The organism is Mesorhizobium sp. LSJC269B00 (assembly GCF_000502815.1).
Lineage (GTDB): Bacteria > Pseudomonadota > Alphaproteobacteria > Rhizobiales > Rhizobiaceae > Mesorhizobium.
Window position 1 is genome coordinate 41,990 of sequence record NZ_AYVN01000015.1, and the last position, 20,389, is coordinate 62,378.

16 protein-coding genes and 1 pseudogene are annotated in these 20,389 nt (G+C 63.3%); 14 read left to right on the forward strand and 3 right to left on the reverse strand.

Annotated features, from left to right (window positions below; genetic code table 11):
• Positions 1–3: 3 nt before the first annotated feature.
• Positions 4–1,239 carry an ROK family transcriptional regulator gene (locus X771_RS139750; protein ID WP_023689965.1) on the reverse strand — a complete coding sequence of 412 codons (1,236 nt, stop codon included), beginning with the start codon at positions 1,237–1,239 and terminating at the stop codon, positions 4–6.
• A 137-nt stretch (positions 1,240–1,376) separates the two neighbouring features.
• On the opposite strand from X771_RS139750, the pseudogene X771_RS1000000167415 reads away from it, so the two are divergent.
• Positions 1,377–1,556: pseudogene (locus X771_RS1000000167415) on the forward strand (ATP-binding cassette domain-containing protein); the annotation flags it as partial.
• A gap of 77 nt (positions 1,557–1,633) precedes the next feature.
• Here the strand turns inward: X771_RS1000000167415 and X771_RS139740 are convergent.
• The gene (locus X771_RS139740; protein WP_031203163.1) at positions 1,634–3,436 is read right to left on the reverse strand and encodes an ABC transporter ATP-binding protein; all 1,803 of its coding nucleotides are present in this window, start codon (positions 3,434–3,436) and stop codon (positions 1,634–1,636) included.
• A 191-nt stretch (positions 3,437–3,627) separates the two neighbouring features.
• Here X771_RS139740 and X771_RS139735 point away from each other — a divergent pair, with 191 nt between their 5' ends.
• The 8 genes from X771_RS139735 (at position 3,628) to X771_RS139700 (ending at position 12,120) form a co-directional block, all read left to right on the forward strand.
• Positions 3,628–4,986 carry an LLM class flavin-dependent oxidoreductase gene (locus tag X771_RS139735; RefSeq protein ID WP_031203165.1) on the forward strand — a complete coding sequence of 453 codons (1,359 nt, stop codon included), beginning with the start codon at positions 3,628–3,630 and terminating at the stop codon, positions 4,984–4,986.
• 15 nt (positions 4,987–5,001) lie between these two features.
• On the forward strand, positions 5,002–5,778 hold the full coding sequence (locus X771_RS139730; RefSeq protein WP_023689969.1) for a DUF427 domain-containing protein: 777 nt from the start codon (positions 5,002–5,004) through the stop codon (positions 5,776–5,778).
• A gap of 35 nt (positions 5,779–5,813) precedes the next feature.
• Positions 5,814–7,457 (forward strand): ABC transporter substrate-binding protein, encoded by a 1,644-nt coding sequence (locus X771_RS139725; RefSeq protein WP_023689970.1) that lies wholly within the window; start codon positions 5,814–5,816, stop codon positions 7,455–7,457.
• 37 nt (positions 7,458–7,494) lie between these two features.
• Positions 7,495–8,454, forward strand: coding sequence for an ABC transporter permease (locus X771_RS139720; RefSeq protein ID WP_023689971.1), 960 nt, complete (start codon positions 7,495–7,497; stop codon positions 8,452–8,454).
• The gene (locus X771_RS139715; protein ID WP_023689972.1) at positions 8,451–9,332 is read left to right on the forward strand and encodes an ABC transporter permease; all 882 of its coding nucleotides are present in this window, start codon (positions 8,451–8,453) and stop codon (positions 9,330–9,332) included. Before X771_RS139720 ends, X771_RS139715 begins: the two co-directional genes overlap by 4 nt.
• Positions 9,333–9,430: 98 nt before the next feature.
• Positions 9,431–9,916 carry a hypothetical protein gene (locus X771_RS139710; protein ID WP_023668827.1) on the forward strand — a complete coding sequence of 162 codons (486 nt, stop codon included), beginning with the start codon at positions 9,431–9,433 and terminating at the stop codon, positions 9,914–9,916.
• Between the two features lie 167 nt (positions 9,917–10,083).
• Positions 10,084–11,523 (forward strand): aldehyde dehydrogenase family protein, encoded by a 1,440-nt coding sequence (locus tag X771_RS139705; RefSeq protein ID WP_023711273.1) that lies wholly within the window; start codon positions 10,084–10,086, stop codon positions 11,521–11,523.
• Positions 11,524–11,538: 15 nt separating this feature from the next.
• Positions 11,539–12,120, forward strand: coding sequence for a DUF1349 domain-containing protein (locus X771_RS139700; protein WP_023689974.1), 582 nt, complete (start codon positions 11,539–11,541; stop codon positions 12,118–12,120).
• A gap of 19 nt (positions 12,121–12,139) precedes the next feature.
• Here the strand turns inward: X771_RS139700 and X771_RS139695 are convergent, their stop codons facing one another.
• Entirely contained in the window at positions 12,140–12,919 is a 780-nt protein-coding gene (locus X771_RS139695) for a helix-turn-helix transcriptional regulator (RefSeq protein ID WP_023684245.1), read from the reverse strand.
• 110 nt (positions 12,920–13,029) lie between these two features.
• On the opposite strand from X771_RS139695, the gene X771_RS139690 reads away from it, so the two are divergent.
• From X771_RS139690 to X771_RS139670, 5 genes are all read left to right on the forward strand, one after another.
• Positions 13,030–15,189 carry a hydantoinase/oxoprolinase family protein gene (locus X771_RS139690; protein WP_023689975.1) on the forward strand — a complete coding sequence of 720 codons (2,160 nt, stop codon included), beginning with the start codon at positions 13,030–13,032 and terminating at the stop codon, positions 15,187–15,189.
• 12 nt (positions 15,190–15,201) lie between these two features.
• On the forward strand, positions 15,202–17,406 hold the full coding sequence (locus X771_RS139685) for a hydantoinase B/oxoprolinase family protein (protein ID WP_023689976.1): 2,205 nt from the start codon (positions 15,202–15,204) through the stop codon (positions 17,404–17,406).
• Positions 17,403–17,888 (forward strand): acetone carboxylase subunit gamma, encoded by a 486-nt coding sequence (locus tag X771_RS139680; RefSeq protein ID WP_023668821.1) that lies wholly within the window; start codon positions 17,403–17,405, stop codon positions 17,886–17,888. Before X771_RS139685 ends, X771_RS139680 begins: the two co-directional genes overlap by 4 nt.
• Positions 17,889–17,989: 101 nt before the next feature.
• Positions 17,990–18,817, forward strand: coding sequence for an SDR family oxidoreductase (locus X771_RS139675; RefSeq protein WP_023668820.1), 828 nt, complete (start codon positions 17,990–17,992; stop codon positions 18,815–18,817).
• A 287-nt stretch (positions 18,818–19,104) separates the two neighbouring features.
• Positions 19,105–20,388, forward strand: coding sequence for an O-antigen ligase (locus X771_RS139670; RefSeq protein WP_023689977.1), 1,284 nt, complete (start codon positions 19,105–19,107; stop codon positions 20,386–20,388).
• The last annotated feature ends 1 nt before the right edge of the window (position 20,389 follow it).

Sequence of the window (20,389 nt, forward strand, 5' to 3'; positions counted from 1 at the left end):
TGATTAGCGCGCGGCGAGGCCGCGAAGTTGAAATTGCGGATCGCCCGACAAAGCTGCCTGATGCAGCAGACAGGCAGCGCCTAATGCCGGACCGTCGGCCCCGACGCGCGACAGTTCGACTGTGGGAACCGGATAACCTTCGGCCAGGAAGTCCGAGAGGAAAGCTTCCACCTGCTCGGCGACAAAGGGATAAACCGCATTGACCGAGCCGGAGAGGATGATGCGCTCCGGTTGCAAGGTGCAGGCAAGTGTCGCCAGCCCGCGACCGAACCAGAGCGCCCAGTCGCGCGCCGTGGCAACGGCTGGCGGATCGCCGTCGGCCAATGCCGCCACAAACTCATGCAGGCCGGCGCGCAGTCCGCTTATGTGCAAATAGCGAGCCAGCAACGCATCCTTGCCGACATAGGATTCCAGCCGCCCCGGGCGCTTCGCGTCGAAGACAAAACCTTCGTCGCCAATGCGAAGATGACCGATTTCGCCGGCGCCGCCGAGCCGGCCGCGATGCAGCCTGCCGGCATTGATGATGCCGCCGCCAACGCCGTTCTCGATCAGGATGACCAGAGCATCCTCGTCGTCCTTTCCTGGCCGCGACCGGTATGTCTCGGCCACCGCCACGGCATTGGCATCGTTTTCCAAGAGGATCGGAAAGTCCGCGCCAAAGGCAGTGCGCAAAAGCTCCGCCAGATTGACCCCGTGCCAGCCAAGGATGGTGGCATGGTATGAAATCCCGTCGGCGGCGGGGAAGCCGGGCACGGCGACATTGAGCCCGTAGGGGCGCGTGCCCGCAGGCAATTGCGAGCGGATCTCGGCGACGAGTTCCCCGATGATGTCGACCGCGGCTTCGGGCGTGCTACCGGGGCCGGCAAATGCCCTAGAGGCGCTCGCACGCCGCGCGCCGGCAAGGTCGACAGTCACGACTGCGATCCAGTTGACGCCGATATAAGCGCCAAGGAAGAAGCCGCCATTGCCGTCGATCTCGACCAGGATACCGGGACGGCCGACCCGACCCTCGCTATCCTGCTCGTCATCCGCTCCATCCGACCGCTCGCGCGCCAGACCGGCTTCCGTCAGCCCCAGCACCAGGGCGCCGGTGGTCGACCGGGTCAGGCCGAGATCGCGTGCGAGCGCCGCTCGGCTCGACGCGCCGGCGCGAAACAGCGCCGCAAGTGCCCTCGTTTCTTTCGGCCGAAGATCGGTCGACACCAGCACGTCGTTCTCCACAATTCGTTTGATTGGCATACTAATAGAATTTCTAGGCGGTTTGAAAGACCCAAGATTGGGCGCATTGCAACAAATATTCAGCATTCCCAGGCATTGACCCAAGTTTCAAACGATGATTTGTATCAGAAACTTACAAATTGGCATGGGAGGATGCGATGCCGGTTCTAGCGCGTCTCGAACACATCGTGAAGGATTTCGGTGCCGTCCGCGCGCTGGACAATGTCTCGCTCGACATCAATGAGGGCGAGGTTCTCGGCCTGATGGGCGACAATGGCGCCGGCAAATCGACGCTGGTCAAAACCATCGCCGGAAATTTCCAGCCGACGTCAGGCGCCTCCCAAGCCTGTCCTCCGGCCGCATCGGCCGGGGGACATCTCCTCGAAAGAAGGCTTGTCAGTTGCCCGCTTCGCAATCAGAGACTGCTTGCGTCTCTCCAGCAGGCGATCAGATGACCGTCGCCGGCCTGCCTGACGGGTGGTTGCGCCTTTCGGCAATCGGGCAGCGCGACAGGACAGCGGGCGGCAAAGGAGCATCCGGAGGTCTCGGCATCGTGTGCCGCGACGTGGAGCTGAGCCGGAGCCCTCGGCGCCGTCTCATCCGAGGACGCGGCCAGAAGCAGCTTCGTGTAGGGGTGGTTGGGGCCACGGAAAATCTGCTCGGATGATCCCGTCTCGACCAGCCGGCCGCGATAGAGCACGCCGATCCTGTCGGCCATATAGCGCACCACCCTGAGGTCGTGGCTGATGAACAGATAGGTGGTGTCCTTGTCGCGCTGCAGGTCGTTGAGCAAATTGAGCACGGTCGCCTGCACGGAAACGTCGAGCGCAGAGGTCGGCTCGTCCAACACCACGAGCTTCGGCACGCCGGCAAAGGCGCGCGCAATCGCCGCCCGTTGGCGCTGGCCACCAGACAGCGATCTCGGCTTCTGGTCGACGGTCGTAGCGGCAAGACGAACCGAGGCCAGGAGATCGCCGACACGCTGCTTCACCTCGCTGCGGCTAAAGCCGGCGAGCCGCCGCAGCGGACGGCCGAGGATCCTGCCGATCCGCTGGCGCGGATTGAGCGTGCGGTCGGGTGACTGGAACACCATCTGCACGTCGCGCCGTTCGCTCAGGCTTCTTTTCTCGACGCGCGGCGCGACAGTGCTGCCGAACAGCTCGACCGACCCAGCGTCCGGCGTCTGGAGGCCAGTCACGATCCTTGCCAATGTCGACTTGCCGGAGCCGGATTCGCCGATCAGCCCGAACGTCTCGCCCTGGGCTATCTCCAGGTCGATATCGTGCAGGACGGCCTGGGAGCCGAAGGCGTGGCTGATGCCTTTGCAGGCGACGGCGATCGGACGTGCGGCTTCCGGTTGATCGCTGCGGACAGGCTTCGACGGGCCGGTTGTGTGCATCTCGGCCAGCCTGCCGTCGCGCTTGGTGAAGTTGAGCGCCGGGATCGAGGCGATCAGCGCCTTGGTGTAGGCGTGAACAGGGTTCTCGAAGACATCGTTGGCGATGCCGCTTTCGACCACCGTCCCCGACTGCATCACGGCCACCCGATCGCAGGCCCGGCGGACCATGTTGATGTCATGGCTGATCAGCAGAACGCTGGTTTGGTGATCGCGGCGCAAGTCCTGCAGGATGGCGACGATCTCGGACTGGACGCTGGCGTCAAGCGCCGTCGTCGGCTCATCCAGCACCAGCAGCGACGGGTCGAGCGCAATGGCAATCGCGATGTTGGCGCGCTGCTGCATGCCGCCCGACAATTCGTGCGGATAGAGATCGAGCACCCGCTCCGGATTGCTCACCCTGACGCGGCCGAGCAGCTCGGCGGCGCGGGTGCGTGCTTCGTCCTGCCGAACCGGGCGATGCCGCATGATCGTCTCGGTGATCTGCCGGCCAATCGTCATGGCCGGATTGAGCGCCGCACCCGGATGCTGGTAGACGGCCGCGATGCGATCGCCCCTTAGCCGGCGCAGCTGTTCGCCGGAGAGATTGCGGATCTCGCGGCCCTGGAACTCGAGCGCCGACGCGGCGATCCGGGCGTTATTCGGCAGATAGCGCAGAATAGCGAGTGCCACCGAGCTTTTGCCCGAGCCGGACTCGCCGACAAGGCCGAGCGCTTCGCCTTCGCCGATGGTGAGCGACACGCCGTTGACGGCCGGATGCGATCCCCGGCGTCCATCATAGGCGACGGTGAGCTGCTCGACGTTCAGAACCGATGACGACATGTCTTGCTGAAACCACTTTCTTTCGGCGCGGTCTTCGAGGGCAATCGCTTCCGCTTTCGCGCCGCACAATCTCTATAAAATTACTCGAATTAAGCTGGAGCGCAATCTACCTTTCATCGCTCAGGAGAGATTGTCGCAGCCGGTCGAGGCGTCGCGACGGTCCCTTGGAGCAGTTCTGCAAGGAGGCCGACATGGCACGCGACCACATGATCCTCAGCGCGTTTTTCTTCAACCCGCAGGGCGATCATCGTATGTCATGGCGCCATCCGCGCGCGCCCGGCCGCGAAGTGCTCGACTTCGACTTCTACCGCGATCTCGTCCAGTCTGCCGAGCGCGCCAGGATCGATACGATCTTCGTCGCCGACCATGTCGCGATCTGGGATTCCGTACAGAGCGGCGTAGCCCATTACGCCAATGCCCGCCTGGAACCGCTGACGCTGTTGTCGGCGCTTGCCGGCGTGACCAGGCATATCGGCCTCATCACAACCGCCTCGAGCTCCTACAGCGAGCCCTACAACGTCGCCCGCATGTTTGCCTCGCTCGACCATATCAGCAAGGGCAGGGCGTCTTGGAATGTGGTGACGTCGGCCATGGACGAGGAGGCCCGCAATTTCGGCCGCGACGGCAATATCGAGCACGCCTTTCGCTATGAGCGCGCCACCGAATTCCTCGATATCGTCAAGGCGCTGTGGGACAGCTGGGAAGACGAGGCGCTACTGATCGACAAGGCATCGGGCTATTTCGCCGATCCCGACAAGGTCCATGCGATCAACCACAAGGGCCCGCATTTCAAGGTGCGCGGACCGCTCAATGTCTCGCGCCCGCCGCAGGGCCATCCGCTGATCGTCCAGGCCGGCTCGTCCGAAGACGGCAAGAATTTCGCTACCGCGCACGCCGATGCGCACTTTGCCATCTACAGCACCAAGGAAGACGGCATCAAATATAGGCAGGACATCAACGAGCGCCTCGCCCGTTACGGCCGCAAGCCCGAGAGCTTCAAGATCCTGCCGGGCATCCTGCCGATCGTCGCAGCTTCCGAAGCAGAGGGACGCGAGCGGCAAGAGTATCTGCAGAGCTTGCTTCCCGATCGGGTCGGCATCGACCTTCTCTCGAGCTGGAGCGGTGTCGATCTCTCAGTCTTCCCGCCGGACGGCCCGCTACCGCCGCTGCCGGACGAAAGCACATTCAATGGTGGCCGCACTTCGTTGAACCGCGTCAAGGAATGGTCGAAGCAGAACCTCACTCTGCGCGAGATCGCTCGCAAGCTCGCCAACAGCGGTTCGGTGCCGACCGTCGTCGGCACGCCCAACCAGATCGCCGATCAGCTGCAGGACTGGCTCGAGGCAGGTGCCGCCGACGGCTTCAACCTGATGTTCCCGCTGCTCCCGGAGGATTGGGTGAATTTTGCCGAGCAGGTCGTGCCGGAACTGCAGCGCCGCGGCGTATTCCCCACCGAATATGCGCCGGGGACGCTGCGTGATCGTTTCGGCCTGGCTCGGCCGGCCAACCGCTTCGCCGAACAGCGCGACAATGTGCGCGCCGTATCCTGACTTGGGGCAACTGATATGACCGGAGCGCCAAAACTTCAGCCCCGCGAAGCCACGGCTCCGCAGCTCATCAATGTTCTGCACAGCCCCAAGCGCATTCGGGTCAAATTCGCCGGCCGCACCATCGCCGACAGCCGCAACGTCCTGGTGCTGCGCTCCAACCATTTTCTGCCGATCTATTTCTTCCCGGCCTCCTCGGTGGACCGCTCGCTCTTGAAGCCGTCCGAGCATAGCCAGCCCCATCCCGTCGGTGGCGAAACCACCTATTGGAACCTGGAGACGAGAGAAAAAGCTTCGCCCAACGCCGCCTGGTCGCTTGTCGCGCCGCCGGATGAAAATCTGTCGCCGCTGGCCGGGCGTATCGCCTTCACCTGGAAGGCGGTCGACCAATGGTTCGAGGAGGAAGAAGAGGTCTTCGTCCACGCCCGCGATCCATACGCACGCATCGATGTGCTGCAGAGTTCAAGTCACGTCCAGATCTGGTTCGACGGCGAACTGATCGCCGACAGCCATCGCCCGGTGCTTCTGTTCGAAACGCATCTGCCGACGCGTTTCTACCTGCACCCGGACGATGTCAGGCTCGACCGGCTGACCGCTTCGGACAGCACGACGCGCTGTCCCTACAAGGGCATTGCCTCTTACTGGTCGGGCCTGCGCGCCGACGGCTCGGTAAGCCCCGATATCGCCTGGAGCTACCGCGATCCCATTGCCGAAATGCCCAAGATCAGGGGCCTCATCGCCTTCTACCCGCAAGCCGTCGACCGCATCCATCTCGACGGCGAACCAGTCGCTTAAGCCATTCAACAGTCATTTCAGACAGGGGTTTCAAAATGACCAAACGCAACGATATCGATACGCTTCGCAATCTGTCCGGCGACATCTGGAACGTCGCCGTCGATGAGCACCAGGCCGGCTTCCTCAAGCGCCGCGATCTCCTAAAATACGCAGCCTTGATCGGCCTCACCGGCTTTGCCGCCTCGCAGGGACTTGTTGGTTTCGGCACGGCGCGCGCTGCCGGCGCCGGCGGCACGGTCCGCGTTGGGCTCGGACAGCCGACCAAGGCGATCGATCCCGTCTCTATCACCGATCCGGCCAGCATCGGCGTCATCAGCCAGGTCGGCGAATATCTCATCCTCGACGATCCCAAGGACGGTCTGCAGCCCAAGCTCGCTCTGTCGTGGGAGGCCGACGAGACCGCCAGCCGCTGGACCTTCAAATTGCGGCCGGGCGTGAAATTCCACGACGGCCGCACCGTCACCGCCAAGGATGTGGTGGCGAGCTTCGAGCGGCTGGTCGATCCGGCCAGCGGTTCGTCCGCTTTGTCGGCCTATAAGGGCATCCTGTCCAAGGGCGGCGCCAAGGTCGTCGACGACCAGACAGTCGCCTTCGACCTCGACGGGCCCAACAGCAACTTCCCCTTCTATGTCTCCTCCGACGTCTACAATGCCGTCATCCTGCCGGCCGACTATGCCGGCGATTTCGAGAAGAATTTCAACGGCACCGGCCCGTTCAAGCTCGAATCCTTCCGCCCCAAGCAGGGCGCCAGCTTCGTGCGCAACCCTGACTATTGGGGCGACAAGGCGCTGCCCGACCGCGTCGAAATCAAGTTCTTCGACGACGAGCAGGCGCAGGTGCTGGCGCTGCAGGCCGGCCAGCTCGACGTCATCCCGAGCACGACCCGGCTGGAATTGGCGATCGAGGGCAATCCCAACTTCAAGCTGCTCAGCGTGCAGGCAAGCTCGCATGACGAGGTGCATCTGCGGACCGACCAGGCGCCGTTCACCGACAAGCGCATCCGCCGCGCACTGGCGCTCACCATCGATCGCGAGGCGGTGGTCAAGGGCTTGCTCAAGGGCCGCGCCATTGTCGGCAACGACACGCCGTTTGCGCCGATCTTCCCCTCGGCCGATCCGTCGGTGCCGCAGCGCAAGCAGGACATCGCCGAGGCCAAGCGCCTGCTTGGCGAGGCCGGCGTGCCGAACGGCTTCCCGGTGACGCTGACCACCGAGCGCGCCTATGACATTCCCGATTATGCCGTGCTGATCCAGAATTTTGCCAAGAAGGCCGGCATCGACATCAAGCTCAACGTGCTGCCGCAGGACGCCTATTATGGCTCGGCGAAGTTCGGCTCGTCGCCATGGCTCGATTCCAATCTCGGCATTACCGATTTCGGACATCGCGGCACGCCCGACATCTTCCTCAACGCGACGCTGAAGAGTTCGGGCGCCTGGAATGCGGCGCATTTCAACAACCCGGCCTATGACGGGCTGCTGCTCGAATATGGCAAGGCCCGCGACCTTCAGGCGCAACGCCTTGCCGCGGGCAAGATCCAGACCTTGCTGCTGGACGAGACGCCGCTGATCATCAGCTACTTCTCGCAATACAGCCGCATCGTCTCGTCGAAGGTCGAGGGCGTCCGCTTCACGGCGATCTCGCATCTGCTGCTCGACCGCGTGACGTTCGCCCAGGCATGATTGCGAGACGTCCAGCCACTCCGGGCACTAAAATCCGATGCTGACCGGCCGCACTGTGTCGGTGCGGGCAGCCTCGCTTCTGCTCACGCTGTGGCTGGTCAGCATGCTGGTGTTCTTCGCCGGGCAGGTTCTGCCCGGCGATGTCGGTCGCCTCATGCTCGGGCCGTTCGCCGATGCCGAGGCCGTCGCGGCGCTGAACAGGCAGCTCGGCGCCGACCAGCCGGTGCTCGTGCAATACTGGCACTGGTTCAGCAGCGTGCTGTCAGGCGACTTCGGCACCTCCCTGTCGCTGCGTCTGCCGGTGGCGCCCTTCGTTCTGGAAAGCCTCAAGCGCTCGGCGGCCCTTGCCGGAATTATCCTCGTCTTTCTGCTGCCGCTGGGCATCGGCGCCGGCATCGTCGCCGGTCTCAACCAGGGCCGCTTTATCGACCGCCTGATCGTACTCGCCGGCGTGTCCTTCGGCATTGTCCCGGACTTCGTCTCCGGCCTGCTGTTGCTCATCGTCTTCGGCCTGTGGCTGAACTGGTTCCCGATCACGGGCGCTGCTCCCGATGGCGCCGGGCTCTGGGTCAGTGGCTATTACCTGATCCTGCCGGCGCTGCCGCTGGTGCTGAACCTTGCCGGCTACATCGCCCGCATGACGCGGGCCGGCGTGATCGAGGCGCTGGCCGCCGACTATACGCGCACCGCCGTCCTGAAAGGCCTCGAGCGTCGCGAAATCCTCATCCGGCACGTGCTGCGCAATGCGCTGACGCCGACCATCGCCGTGCTCGCGACGCAGACCGGTTACATGCTTGGCGGGCTGGTGGTCATCGAAGCGCTGTTCGGCATACAGGGTCTCGGCAATCTGGTGCTCAACGCCGCCAAGTCGCGTGACTTCCCGATGCTCGAAGCCGGCGTGCTGGTCATGGCGACCATCTTCGTGCTGTCGGCCGCGGCAGGCGATCTCGTGAATGCCTTGCTCGATCCGCGGCAGCGCCGCCGTGTCTCGCCATGATGGAACTGATGGAATTGCCGGAGCGCCGTACGCTGGGCTGGCGGGCAGCAAGTCGCATCCGCGAGACTGTTTCGCAGCTGCCGCCCTCGGTCATCATCGGCTCGCTGCTCCTGCTGTTCTGGGTCGGCTGTGCCGTGTTTGGCAGCCTGTTTGTGCCCTACGATCCCTATGCCGAGGATTTCCTCGTCATGCTGGCGCCGCCCGACGCGGCGCACTGGTTCGGCACCGACCAGCTCGGTCGTGACGTGCTGTCGCGCATCGTCGTCGGCTCGCGTGACATCCTGCTGGTCGCGCCGGCAGCAACACTGCTCGGCGTTGCCGCCGGCAGCGTGCTTGGCCTCGTGCTCGGCTATTTCGACGGGCTGATCGACGCCATCGGCGCCAGGCTGCTCGACACGCTGATGGCTTTTCCCTTCATCGTGCTCGTCACCATGACGCTGGTCGCGCTCGGGCCGTCCAACCTCACCGTCATCCTGGTGATCGCCATCGCCTATGCGCCGCTGGTGGCGCGAACGGTGCGCGCCGCCGTGCGCGAACAGCGCGACCGCGACTATGTCAGCGCCGCCCGTCTCGGCGGCGAGAGCGCTCTTTCCATCATGTTCCTCGAGATCCTGCCCAATGTCAGGGAAACCATCCTCATCGAACTGGTCACAAGGCTTGGGTACGCCTTCTTCTCGATCGCGACGCTGAGCTTCCTCGGCCTCGGCATCCAGCCGCCTTCCGCCGATTGGGGGCTGGCCGTTGCCGACGGCTACGGCTTCCTGACCGGCGGCAAATGGTGGGTGGTGATCTTCAACTCGGCGGCCATCGTCTCGCTGGTCATGGCCACTAATCTGATCGCGCAAGGCATGGGCGCCTTCGAAAACAGCGACCGGTGAAGATCGGCGCTCACCAAAGCTGACGCGCAATTCAGGACCGTGCGCTAAAATCGCTCCTTGTGATTCGGCCCGGATCGGGCATCAGAACAAGGAACGGCATGAGCAAGGCTCTCTCCACATTCGCACTGGTCGCGGTGTTCACCGCATTGCTCATGGCGCTCAGCCTGGCGGTTGCCCGGCACGGCTATCCCTATGGCGCGATCGGGGTCCGGCGGCTGGACGGCATCGCCGATGCTGGCTCGTTCCTGCCGCTCGCCGCCGTCTATTTCTTCAGCGCCATGCTGATGATGATCCTGCCGATCCGCGCCGCCGGCATCGTGCTCACCCATGCGGCGGACGCGCTGTTCTGGGCGGTGATCGCCTTGTTCGCGACCATTGTCGGCTGCCTCGTCGCCCGCTGGGCCTTCGGCCAGAGCAGTGTGTTATGGGCGCTGCTCAACTGGCGCTTTCTGTTTGCCGCGGCAATCGTCGGCTGTCATTTCACCATGAACGAGCTGCGCCGTAACATCCTGCTCAGAAGCCTGTTCTTCGTCATCTTCGCCGCGGCAACGCTGGCTTGCCTGTTCTGGACTTTTCCGAGCTGACAGCGGCCTGCTTCATATCGTCCGTTTTGAGGTCGCGGCTTTCACAGCAGCGCGCCATCGGCTATCCAGTCCGCAGCTAGACGTCAGGCCTCACAGTGTCGTCATTTGTCTGATAAATGATTCAGGCATACGGCACCCCCAGCGAACCAATACAAGGAAACCGCGACATGACCCTGTTTCGTAAAAATCTGATCGATGGCGAGTGGGTGGGCGAAGCCGGCTCGCGCAACATCAACCCGTCCGATACCGGCGATGTCGTTGGCGAATATGCCTCGGCCGGTGCCGAACAGGCCAAGCAGGCCATCGCGGCGGCCAAGGCTGCTTTCCCGGCCTGGTCGCGTTCGGCGCCGCTGGTTCGCCATGCCGTGCTGAAAAAGGCGTCGGACGAGATCATGGCGCGCAAGGAAGAGATCGGCCGCGCGCTGTCGCGCGAAGAGGGCAAGACGCTGGCCGAAGGCATTGGCGAGACCATCCGCGCCGCCCAGATCTTCGATTTCTTCGCCGGCGAGACGCTGCGCCTGTCGGGCGAACTGGTACCCAGCGTTCGGCCCGGCGTCGGCGTCGAGATCACCCGCGAAGCCGTTGGCGTCGTCGGCATCATCACCCCGTGGAATTTCCCGATCGCCATCCCCACCTGGAAGATCGCGCCGGCGTTGGCCCACGGCAACACCATCGTCTTCAAGCCGGCCGAATTGGTGCCGGAGAGCGCCTGGACCATTGTCGACATCCTGCACCGCGCCGGCCTGCCGAAAGGCGTGCTCAATTTGGTCATGGGCAAGGGCTCGGTGGTCGGCCAGGCCATGCTCGACAGCCCCGACCTCAACGCCATCACCTTCACCGGCTCGGTCGGCACCGGCAAACGCGTGGCCGCGGCAAGCGTCGAGCACATGCGCAAGTTCCAGCTCGAAATGGGCGGCAAGAATCCGATGGTCGTGCTCGACGACGCCGACCTCGCCACGGCGGTCGAGTGCGCCATCAACGGCGCCTATTTCTCGACTGGCCAGCGCTGCACGGCCTCGTCGCGCCTGGTGGTGACCGAAGGCATTCATGACCGCTTCGTTGCCGTGCTCAAGGAGCGCCTGGAAAAACTCGTCATCGGCGATGCGCTTGATGCCAAGACCCAGATCGGGCCCGTCGTCGATGCGAGCCAGCTGAAGCAGGACGAGGACTATATCGCCATCGGCAGCCAGGAAGGCGCCAACCTCGCCTTCGGCGGCGAGCGGCTCGATCGCGAAACGCCCGGCTTCTACCTCAGGCCGGCACTGTTCACCCAGAGCACCAACGCCATGCGCATTTCGCGCGAAGAAATCTTCGGGCCGGTCGCCAATGTCATCCGTGTCAAGGATTATGACGAGGCGCTGGCGGTTGCCAACGACACGCCCTTCGGCCTGACGTCCGGCATCTGCACCTCGAGCCTCAAGCATGCCACGCATTTCCGGCGCAACTCCGAAGCCGGCATGGTGATGGTCAATCTGCCGACGGCGGGCGTCGATTTTCACGTTCCATTCGGCGGCCGCAAGGGCTCGAGCTACGGCCCACGCGAGCAGGGCCGCTACGCCGCGGAGTTCTACACAACGGTGAAGACAGCCTATACCTTTGCCGGCTGATCGGCGGGTGTATAGGTGACTTCGGCGAAAGAGGAACTGACCTGGCTCAACCCGCCGCCGCATCATGTTGTCGGTGACACTACGGTGCATGTGCGCACCGGCAAGGAAACCGACTTCTGGCGCGAAACCTTCTACGGTTTCTGGCGTGACAATGGCCATTTCCTCTACCGGTCGGTCGAGGGCGACTTCAGCGCCGAAGTCACCGTCAAGGGCGACTACAAGGTGCTCTATGACCAGGCCGGGCTGATGCTGCGGCTGAGCGAAACGCACTGGATCAAGGCCGGCATCGAATATACCGACGGGCTGGCGTATTTCTCTGTCGTCGTCACCAACGACACCTCCGATTGGTCGCTGCTCAGCATTCCCAACGATCCCGACGGCGTCCGCATCCGGCTGACCCGTCACGCCGAGGCGATCCGCGTCCAGTATCTTGATACCATCGACGGCAAGTGGAAGCCGGTGCGGCTGGCTTATTTCCCGATCTCCAAATCCGTCGATGTCGGCATGATGTGCTGCTCGCCGCAGCGCGAAGGGTTTGAGGTAACATTCTCCGGCTTTACTGTCGGCCCGCCGATTTCCAGGCAATTGCACGACTGACGGCCATATCGATGGCGGACTAACCGTCTGCCCGATGCTGGAAGAACTGCAAAAACAGCTCCCGTTCGGTGGTGATGTCGAGCTTCTCGTAGATGCGGCGGCGGTGGTTCTTCACCGTGCCGACGGCGATGCCGAGCCGTTCCGCGATGTTGGCGGTCGGATGTCCCGCCAGGATCAACTGCACCAATTCCCGCTCGCGCAGCGACAGCTCCGGCCACAGGCTCGCCGGGATGGTCGGCTCCTGCCGGGGCGAGGCGCCGGGGCCGGTCGGCGCCGATGTGCGGGAGAACTCGGTGCCGCGCGCCTTGATGTCGAGCGCATGCAAGGCCTCGAACACCGGCAGCCGCTCGTCCAGCAGGGCGATCTCGCTCTCCTTGAAGGTGGAGGTCGAGCGGTCGAGGAAGATGCCGAGGCACCAGTCGCCGCCATCGGCCAGCATGATGCCGACCTCGTCGCAGATTTCCGACTGCGCCAGGAAGCCCGCTATGTACTGGCCGCGCTTGGCCTCGTCATCGGCAAGCCGCTTCAGCGGCAGGATGCCCAGCCTCTGCTCACGCCGCCACGAGGCATAGAACGGGTCGAAGACGTAGTAATTATCGAGATAGCGCCGGACCATCTCGTCGGAGAAGCGCCGGTGCTTGATGAATTCCGGCGTCTGCGTCGCCGAATATCGGGTCACGGTGACGAGATCGTGCTCGATATCGGCGCCGATCAGGTCAATCAGGCAGTCGACATGCCTGTCCGTACCGGTGGCGGCAATCGCCCTGGCGAGCGGCCCCCAGATATTGCCCATGCGCATGCCCTTTTCTCGGCGATCCCGGTCCGGCAGTCATTGTGTCTTTTGGCATATGGCGCAAGGCCGCCCAAGGAATCTAGCTTGAGCCATCCTAGAGCAATCCTGAGGCGACCGTGACCCAACCCAACCTCACCAGCCCCATCGTCGGCAATCCAATCGTCATCGGCATCGACGCCGGCGGCACCATGACCGACACGATCCTTGTCGACCAGGACGGCCACTTCAAGATCGGCAAGTCGGCAACCACGCCGAAGAACGAGGCCGAGGGTTTCCTGGCCTCGGCCGAGGATGCGGCCGATGCCTGGGGCATCTCGCTGGAGCAGCTCTTTTCCGGCGTCAACGTCGTGCTCTATTCCGGCACTGGCATGCTCAACACGCTGCTGTCGCGCACCGGCCGCCGACTCGGCCTGATCACCACCAAGGGTCTGGAAGACATGATCCTGATGGGCCGCGGCCTGCAGGCCTGGGCCGACTATTCCTATGCCGACCGGCTGCATGCGGTGACCCACCATCATCCCGATCCGCTGGTGCCGCGCCGTCGCACCCATGGCGTCACCGAGCGCATCGACCAGTTCGGCGACATCGTGCTGCCGCTCTACGAGCATGAAGTCGCGATTGCGGCCAGGAAGCTGATTGCCGACAAGGTCGAGGCGATCTGCATCATGACCATCTTCTCGCACGTCAATCCGGTGCACGAAAAGCGCATCGCCGAGATATGCCGCGAGGAGGTGCTGAAAGCCGGCGCCGACATCCTCATCTACACCAGCCACGAGGTCCGCCCGGTCATCCGCGAACAGTCGCGGCTGAACTCGGTGCTGATCGAAGCCTACGCGACGTCGCGCGGCCGCAAGCAGCTTAGGGGTATCGAGGACGTTTCGAAAAAATACGGCTTCAAATACGGCGTGCAGACGCTGCTGTCCTTTGGCGGCCTGACCTCAATCAACCATCCGCGCCTGCACGAAACCATGATTTCCGGCCCGATCGGCGGTATTCTCGGCGCGGCCTATGTCGGCAAGCTCATCGGCAACGACTCCCTGATCTGCTCGGACATGGGCGGCACCTCCTTCGACATGGGCGTCATTTCGCGCGGCCAGACGCGGATCGAGAACGAGCCGCTGATGGACCGTTTCAAGCTCAACGTGCCGACGCTGCATCTCGACACGATCGGCGCCGGCGCCGGCATGATCCTCAAGGTCGACCCGCTGACCAAGAAAGTCTCGCTCGGGCCGGAAAGCGCCGGTTCCGACCCCGGCCCCATCTGCTTCGCCAAGGGCGGCACTGAACCCACCATCGCCGATTGCGACGCCATACTAGGCCGCCTCAACCCGTATTATTTCCTCGGCGGCAAGGTCGTCTTGCAGGTCGAGAAGGCGCGCAAAGCGTTTGAGGAAAAATGCTCCAGCATCCTTGGCGTCGGTGTCGAGGAGGCTGCCGAAGGCATGATCGACATGCTGGAAGCCGATGCCAACAACGCGCTGCGCCGGGTCATCTCCGGCCAGGGCATCCATCCCTCGGAATTCACGCTGCTGTCCTATGGCGGCTCGGGTCCGCTGCATCTGGCCGGCTGCTCCAGGGGCATCGGCTTCAAGGACATCATCACCTTCCAGTTTGCCGCCGCCTTCTCGGCCTTCGGCTGCACCACCGCCGATTTCATGCGTCGGCATTCGGTCTCGACGCAGCACGACATCGGCGCCCGCGCAAGCGATGACGAGCTGCTCGCTTTCGGCAAGAAGGTCACCGACGTCTGGAATGATCTCACCAAGGCGGCGGTCGACGAGATGATCAGCGACGGCCATATCAGAGACAGGATCGAGACCGTGCCGTTCCTGATGATGCGCTACACCGGCCAGCTCGAGGATGTCGAGGTCATGGCACCGCTTGCCGAGGTCAATTCGGCTGACGACATGCGTAGGGTCATCGACGAGTTCGAGGCGGTCTACGCCAAGGTCAACCATCGCGTTTCGCGCTATGGCGAAGCCGGCTTCACCATCACCGAGCTCGGATTGATCGCCACCGCCGACAAGGTCAAGCCGGTGCTCTTGAAGCGCCCGCTCGGCAAGTCGGCCCCGGCAGCAGCGCACAAGGGCGTGCGCGAGGCCTATATCGGGGGACGCTGGCACAAGGCCAATCTCTACGAGATGGACCTACTGCAGCCCGGCCATGAGGTGATCGGTCCGGCCATCATCGAACATCCCGCCACCACGCTCGTAGTTCATCCGCAGGACCGTGTCCACGTCGATGAGTGGACGCTGCTGCATTACACCCATTCTTGAAAGGGCACCGCCATGTTGGACAAACCTGCCTCGGCCCTGCGCCTTCGCGAACGATTGCTCGATTCAGAACGGCTGATGGAAGAGACCGGCTGCTATGACGGCATCACCGAGCTCACGCTGCGCAACCAGGACCCGCTGAAATTCGAGACGCTGCACACCAAGCTGCGCGCCTATTGCGTATCGGCACGCGAGATGGCGCGCCGCATCTCGGCCTCGCCCGGTGTGCGCGAGGTCGGCGAAATGGTCGTCGCCATTTATACGCCCGAGGGTGACGCCATTGCGCTCTCCAACGGCATCATGGTGCATGTCCACACGATGAGCCGCTTTATCAAATGGATGATCAGGAACGATTACGAGGAAAACCCGAAGATCCGCGAAGGCGACATCTTCGCCAACAACGATGCCTTCATCGGCACCGTGCAGGTGCCCGACGTCATGGACGTGGTGCCGATCTTTCATGAAGGCACGCTGGTCGGCTGGGCAGGTGCCGTCTGCCACGAGCTGGAGGCCGGCGGCATCACGCCCGGCGGCGACGTCTGCCTGGCGCAGGAGCGCTTCACCGAAGGCCTGTTCGTCTGCGCCGAAAAGATCGGCGAGAATGACGAGATCCGCCGCGACTACGTCATCCGCTGCGAGCGCAATCTGCGCATGCCGATCTACTGGGTGCTCGACGAGAAGGCCAAGGTTGCCTCCTGCATCGACATGCGCGAAAGCGTCAAGCAGCTGATCTCCGAGATCGGCCTCGACTACTGGATGAAGGTGTCGAAGGAGTTTATCGAGGAGGGCCGTCGCGCCCAGCTTGCCCGCACCCGCCAGCTCACCGTGCCCGGCATCTATCGCGGCCACACGTTCTACGGCCATGTCACGGCGGGCAAGCCCGGCTTCCAGCTGCTTGGCGATCCCGACTGGCTCTACAACATCCCGATCGAGATGGAGATCACCACCGACGGCAAGATCACCATGGACTTCGAGGGCACGCAGCCCTGGGGCTACCATTCGATGAACTGCACGCCGGCCGGCATGGATGGCGGCATGTTCGTCACCTTGACCCAGCACATGAATTTCGAGGGCCTGGTCAATGACGGCGCCTGGATGGCGACCGAGCTGAAGCTGCCGCACGGCACCTGGACCAACCCCGACAATGAGATGGTGGCGACCGCCACATCCTGGGCGCTGCTGCTGCCGGCCTATGGCGTGTTCCAGCGCCTTTTGTCGCGCGGCTTCGTCGCGCGCGGCTTCGTCGAGGAAGCCTTCGTTGGCCAGGTCAACAGCCCGATGATCGAGATGGGCGGCGAAAGCCAGTACGGCACGTCGTTCGGCATGGCGCATTTCGAATGCGCCGCCGCCGGCTCCGGCGCGCTGGCCATCGCCGATGGCCTCGACACCGCCTATGTCGGCTGGAATCCGGAATCCGACATGGGCAATATCGAGGTCTGGGAACAGTCGATGCCGATGGTCTATATCGGCCGCTCGATCGTGCCCAATTCAGGGGGCGCCGGCAAATATCGCGGCGGCTGTTCCTTCGTCTCGACCTGGCTGATCAACAAGACCTCGCACCTGCGACTGCACACCTCGGAACACTCCTCGCGGGTATTCGACAATGGCGGCATGTGCGGCGGTTATCCCGCGCCGACCTGCCAGAAGCATCGCGCGGTGCGCAACTCCAACATCCACGAACTGGCGGCAAAAGGCGAACCGCTCGCGCATGCCCCAGGTATCGATCCGCATGTCTCCGACTACGAGAAGAACATCGGCGGCGACCATGCCGTGGTCGAAGGCCCCTACATCACCTCGCCGCACAAGTCGGGGGACATCTTCAGCCATTCCTACAATGGTGGCGGCGGTTACGGCGACGTGCTGGAGCGCGATCCGGTCAAGACCGCCTGGGATGTCGAGAACGGTTTTCTCACCCGCCAGGCGGCGGTCCAGATTTTCGGCATCGTGCTGAAGGACGACGCCGAGGGTTATCCGGTTGCCGATATCGACGCCACCGTCGAACGTCGTGCCGCCATGCGCAGAGAGCGTCTGGCCAAGGCGATCCCGGTTTCGGACTGGATCGCTGCCGAACGCGGCCGTGTCGAGAAGGCCGACTTCGCGCCCGAGGTGAAGAAAATGTATGCCAGCGCGATCAAGCTATCGTCGCGCTTCACCGGGGATTTCAGTGATTTCTGGACCGTCGACGCCAGATCGATCTTCATGCCGGGAGCAAAGCCATGACCTCATACAGCAAGGAAGTCCTCGGCGATCTCTCAGCCGGCAAGCTGCCCTGGCCGCAGACAAAGCGCATCATGAGCGCCTACAAGGACGACGACCGCTTCTTCAAGATGCTCGCCGTCTATCAGGACCGTGTCGCATGGAAGGACCCGATCCTGCTGCCGGTCTCGGATCACCTCTTCATCTGCCAAAGCGGCGATGAACGGATCACCCGCTGCGAATGCGGCCACTCCTTCGGCGACTACCGCAAGAACTGGAAGCTCAAGGCCGCGATCAACGTGCGAAACACCGAGGAAGCGCTGCGCGAGATCTATCCCAACAGCGATATTCCCGATCCGCAATGGATGGAAATTCGCGAATTCATCTGTCCACAATGCGGCACCATGCACGAAGTGGAAGCGGCGGCGCCGGGCTACCCGATCGTCCATGATTTCGAGCCAGATCTCGAAGGCTTCTACCGCGAGTGGCTGGGCAAACCGCTTTAGCGAAACTCGATGTTACGGCCGCGTTGCCGGCAAGGTAGCGCTCCTAGCCGGCGACGGACTATGAATAAACGCATCGTACGTCGCATCGGAGACTGCCCACCATGACAGACCTTTCCGGTCGCAGCGCCATCGTCACCGGCGGGTTTTCCGGCATGGGTTTCGCCATTGCTACGGCCCTGGCGCAAGCCGGCGCCAATGTCGCCGTCGGCTCCTACATCGCGCCCGCCGGCGCCGACAGATCCGACGCCGCCTACTATCCCGGCGCCGATGAACTCGAGGGCGTGCGGTTGGCCCTGTCGGCACACGGCACCAGGGTTTGTGCCGCCCATCTCGATGTCCGCGACAGCGAGGTGACCAACCGGTTTGCAGCCGACGTGCAGGCCGCCATCGGCCCGGCCGACATACTGGTCAATGCCGCGGGCACCACCGCCGAACAGCCGGTCTGCGGCCATTCCGACGCGCTGTGGGACAAGATCGTCGACACCAATCTCAGCGGAGCGTTCCGCGTCACCCGAGCTGTGCTGCCCGGCATGATCGAGCGCGGCTGGGGCCGTATCGTCAACATCGGCTCGACGGCGGCTTCCGTCGGCTGGAAGGACAACCCGGCCTACTGCGCCTCGAAGGCCGGGCTGCTCGGCCTTACCCGCTGTGTAGCGCTGGAAGGCGCCGCGCACGGTGTCACTTGCGTCATGATCAGCCCGACCTGGGTCGAGACCGAACTGATGCGCCGCAACGTGGCGCAGGTCGTCGAGCGTGAGGGCAAGGGCAGAACCGCCGAGGAAGCGATGGCCGAGATCGCCAAGGGCAATCCCCAGCAGCGCATGCTGCAGCCGCAGGAAATCGCGGCACTAGCCGTGTTCCTGTGCTCGGATCTGGCCAAGGGCATCACCATGGAAAACATTCAGGTCACCGGCGGAGCGCTGTGGTAGCTGTCACCGCTTGAATTTTCAAACGAGCGAGCCGTATTAACGCCATTTGTCGGTTGCATGGTCGTTTTGCCCTGCCCGCGGCAACTTTACCCCTCGCGGCAAATTTACCATTGAGTGACAGGCGATAGAGGTTATATTGTGCACTGCACAATGGATGCCCGCTGATCGGGTCCGGCAAGGGCAGGTTCCGGCGATCTCGCATGTAAGGGCGGACCTGACGCAGAAAAGCCGACCATGGGCGCTTAAGCCCAGCCGAAAGGCGGTAGCATGAGAAATCCGGTACGGATATGAAGATCCCGAAATCCATTCTGATCGATCCGGACAACAACAAGGCCTATGCCGCCTTCGCCGTTGCGGTGTCGGTGTTTGCCTTCGCCTACTCCACCAATTTCGGCCAGATCCTGATCCTCGCCTACTATTTGGTATGGCTGCCGCTGCTGTTCGTCGATTACCGGCGTTTCGCCCGCGATCTCTCCAGCGCCTGGCTGCCGCTGCTGTTTGCGGCCTATGTCTGCCTGTCGCTGTTCTGGTCGCAAGCGGCCGGCACCAGCGCGCGGGCGGGGCTGCAATATTTCTCCCACATGCTGTGCGCCTACATCGCGGCGCGCACCATCAGCACGCGCACGCTGGTGCTGGGCTCGCTAATCGGCATCTTCATCGTGCTGCTGTATTCGCTGAAGGTTGGCGCCTATGCGCTCGACACTATCGACGGCACCACCAATTTCGTCGGCGCCTTCGGCTCCAAGAACCAGATCGGCTTCTTCGCCTCGCTTGGCATCTTCTTCTGCTTCGCTTTTCTGGCCTTCTACCGGCGCAACTGGATGAGCTTCGTCTGGACCGCGCCGATCATCCTGCTGTCGGTCTATATGCTGGCGATCGCCCACTCGGCGACGTCGGTCGCTTCGCTTCCGGCGGTGATCGGTGTCGTTGCCTTGCTTGCCATGAGCAAGGTTCTGTCACGCCGCTACCGCCGCGTGCTGTTCGTCGTCGGCGCTACCGCGCTGGTCGGCGGTGTGATGGCTGCGCTGAACCTTGGCCTGCTCGATGTCGTGCTCGGCATCTTCGGCAAGGATTCGACGCTGACCGGCCGCACCTATCTCTGGGAACAGGGCTGGGCCGCCGCGCAGCAGCGTCCGGTGCTCGGTTATGGCTATGCCGCCTACTGGATCCAGGGTTTTGCCGATCCGGAACGGCTCTGGGCCGAGTTCTACATCTCCACCCGCACCGGCTTCCATTTCCACAACACCTATATCGAGACGCTGGTCGAGCTCGGCTTCATCGGCGTGACGATGCTGGCGCTGATCATCCTGCGCTCCTTCTGGGGCCATGTTTCGAAGGTGGTGTTCGGTGACTGGAGCGCCGATTCAGTGGTGCTCGCCGGCGCGGTCGGCATGATGCTGATCCGCTCCTTCTTCGAGGTCGAGATCCTCGGCCCCTATTTCATGGCCTCGTTCATCGTCTATTACGGCCTGTTCAAGCTGCGCCCGGTGCCGCTCGCCAGGGCAAGGCGGGCCTATGTTCCGGTGCCGGACGAGAACACCGCCAACGGCCGCATGCCGGCGCGCGTCTGAC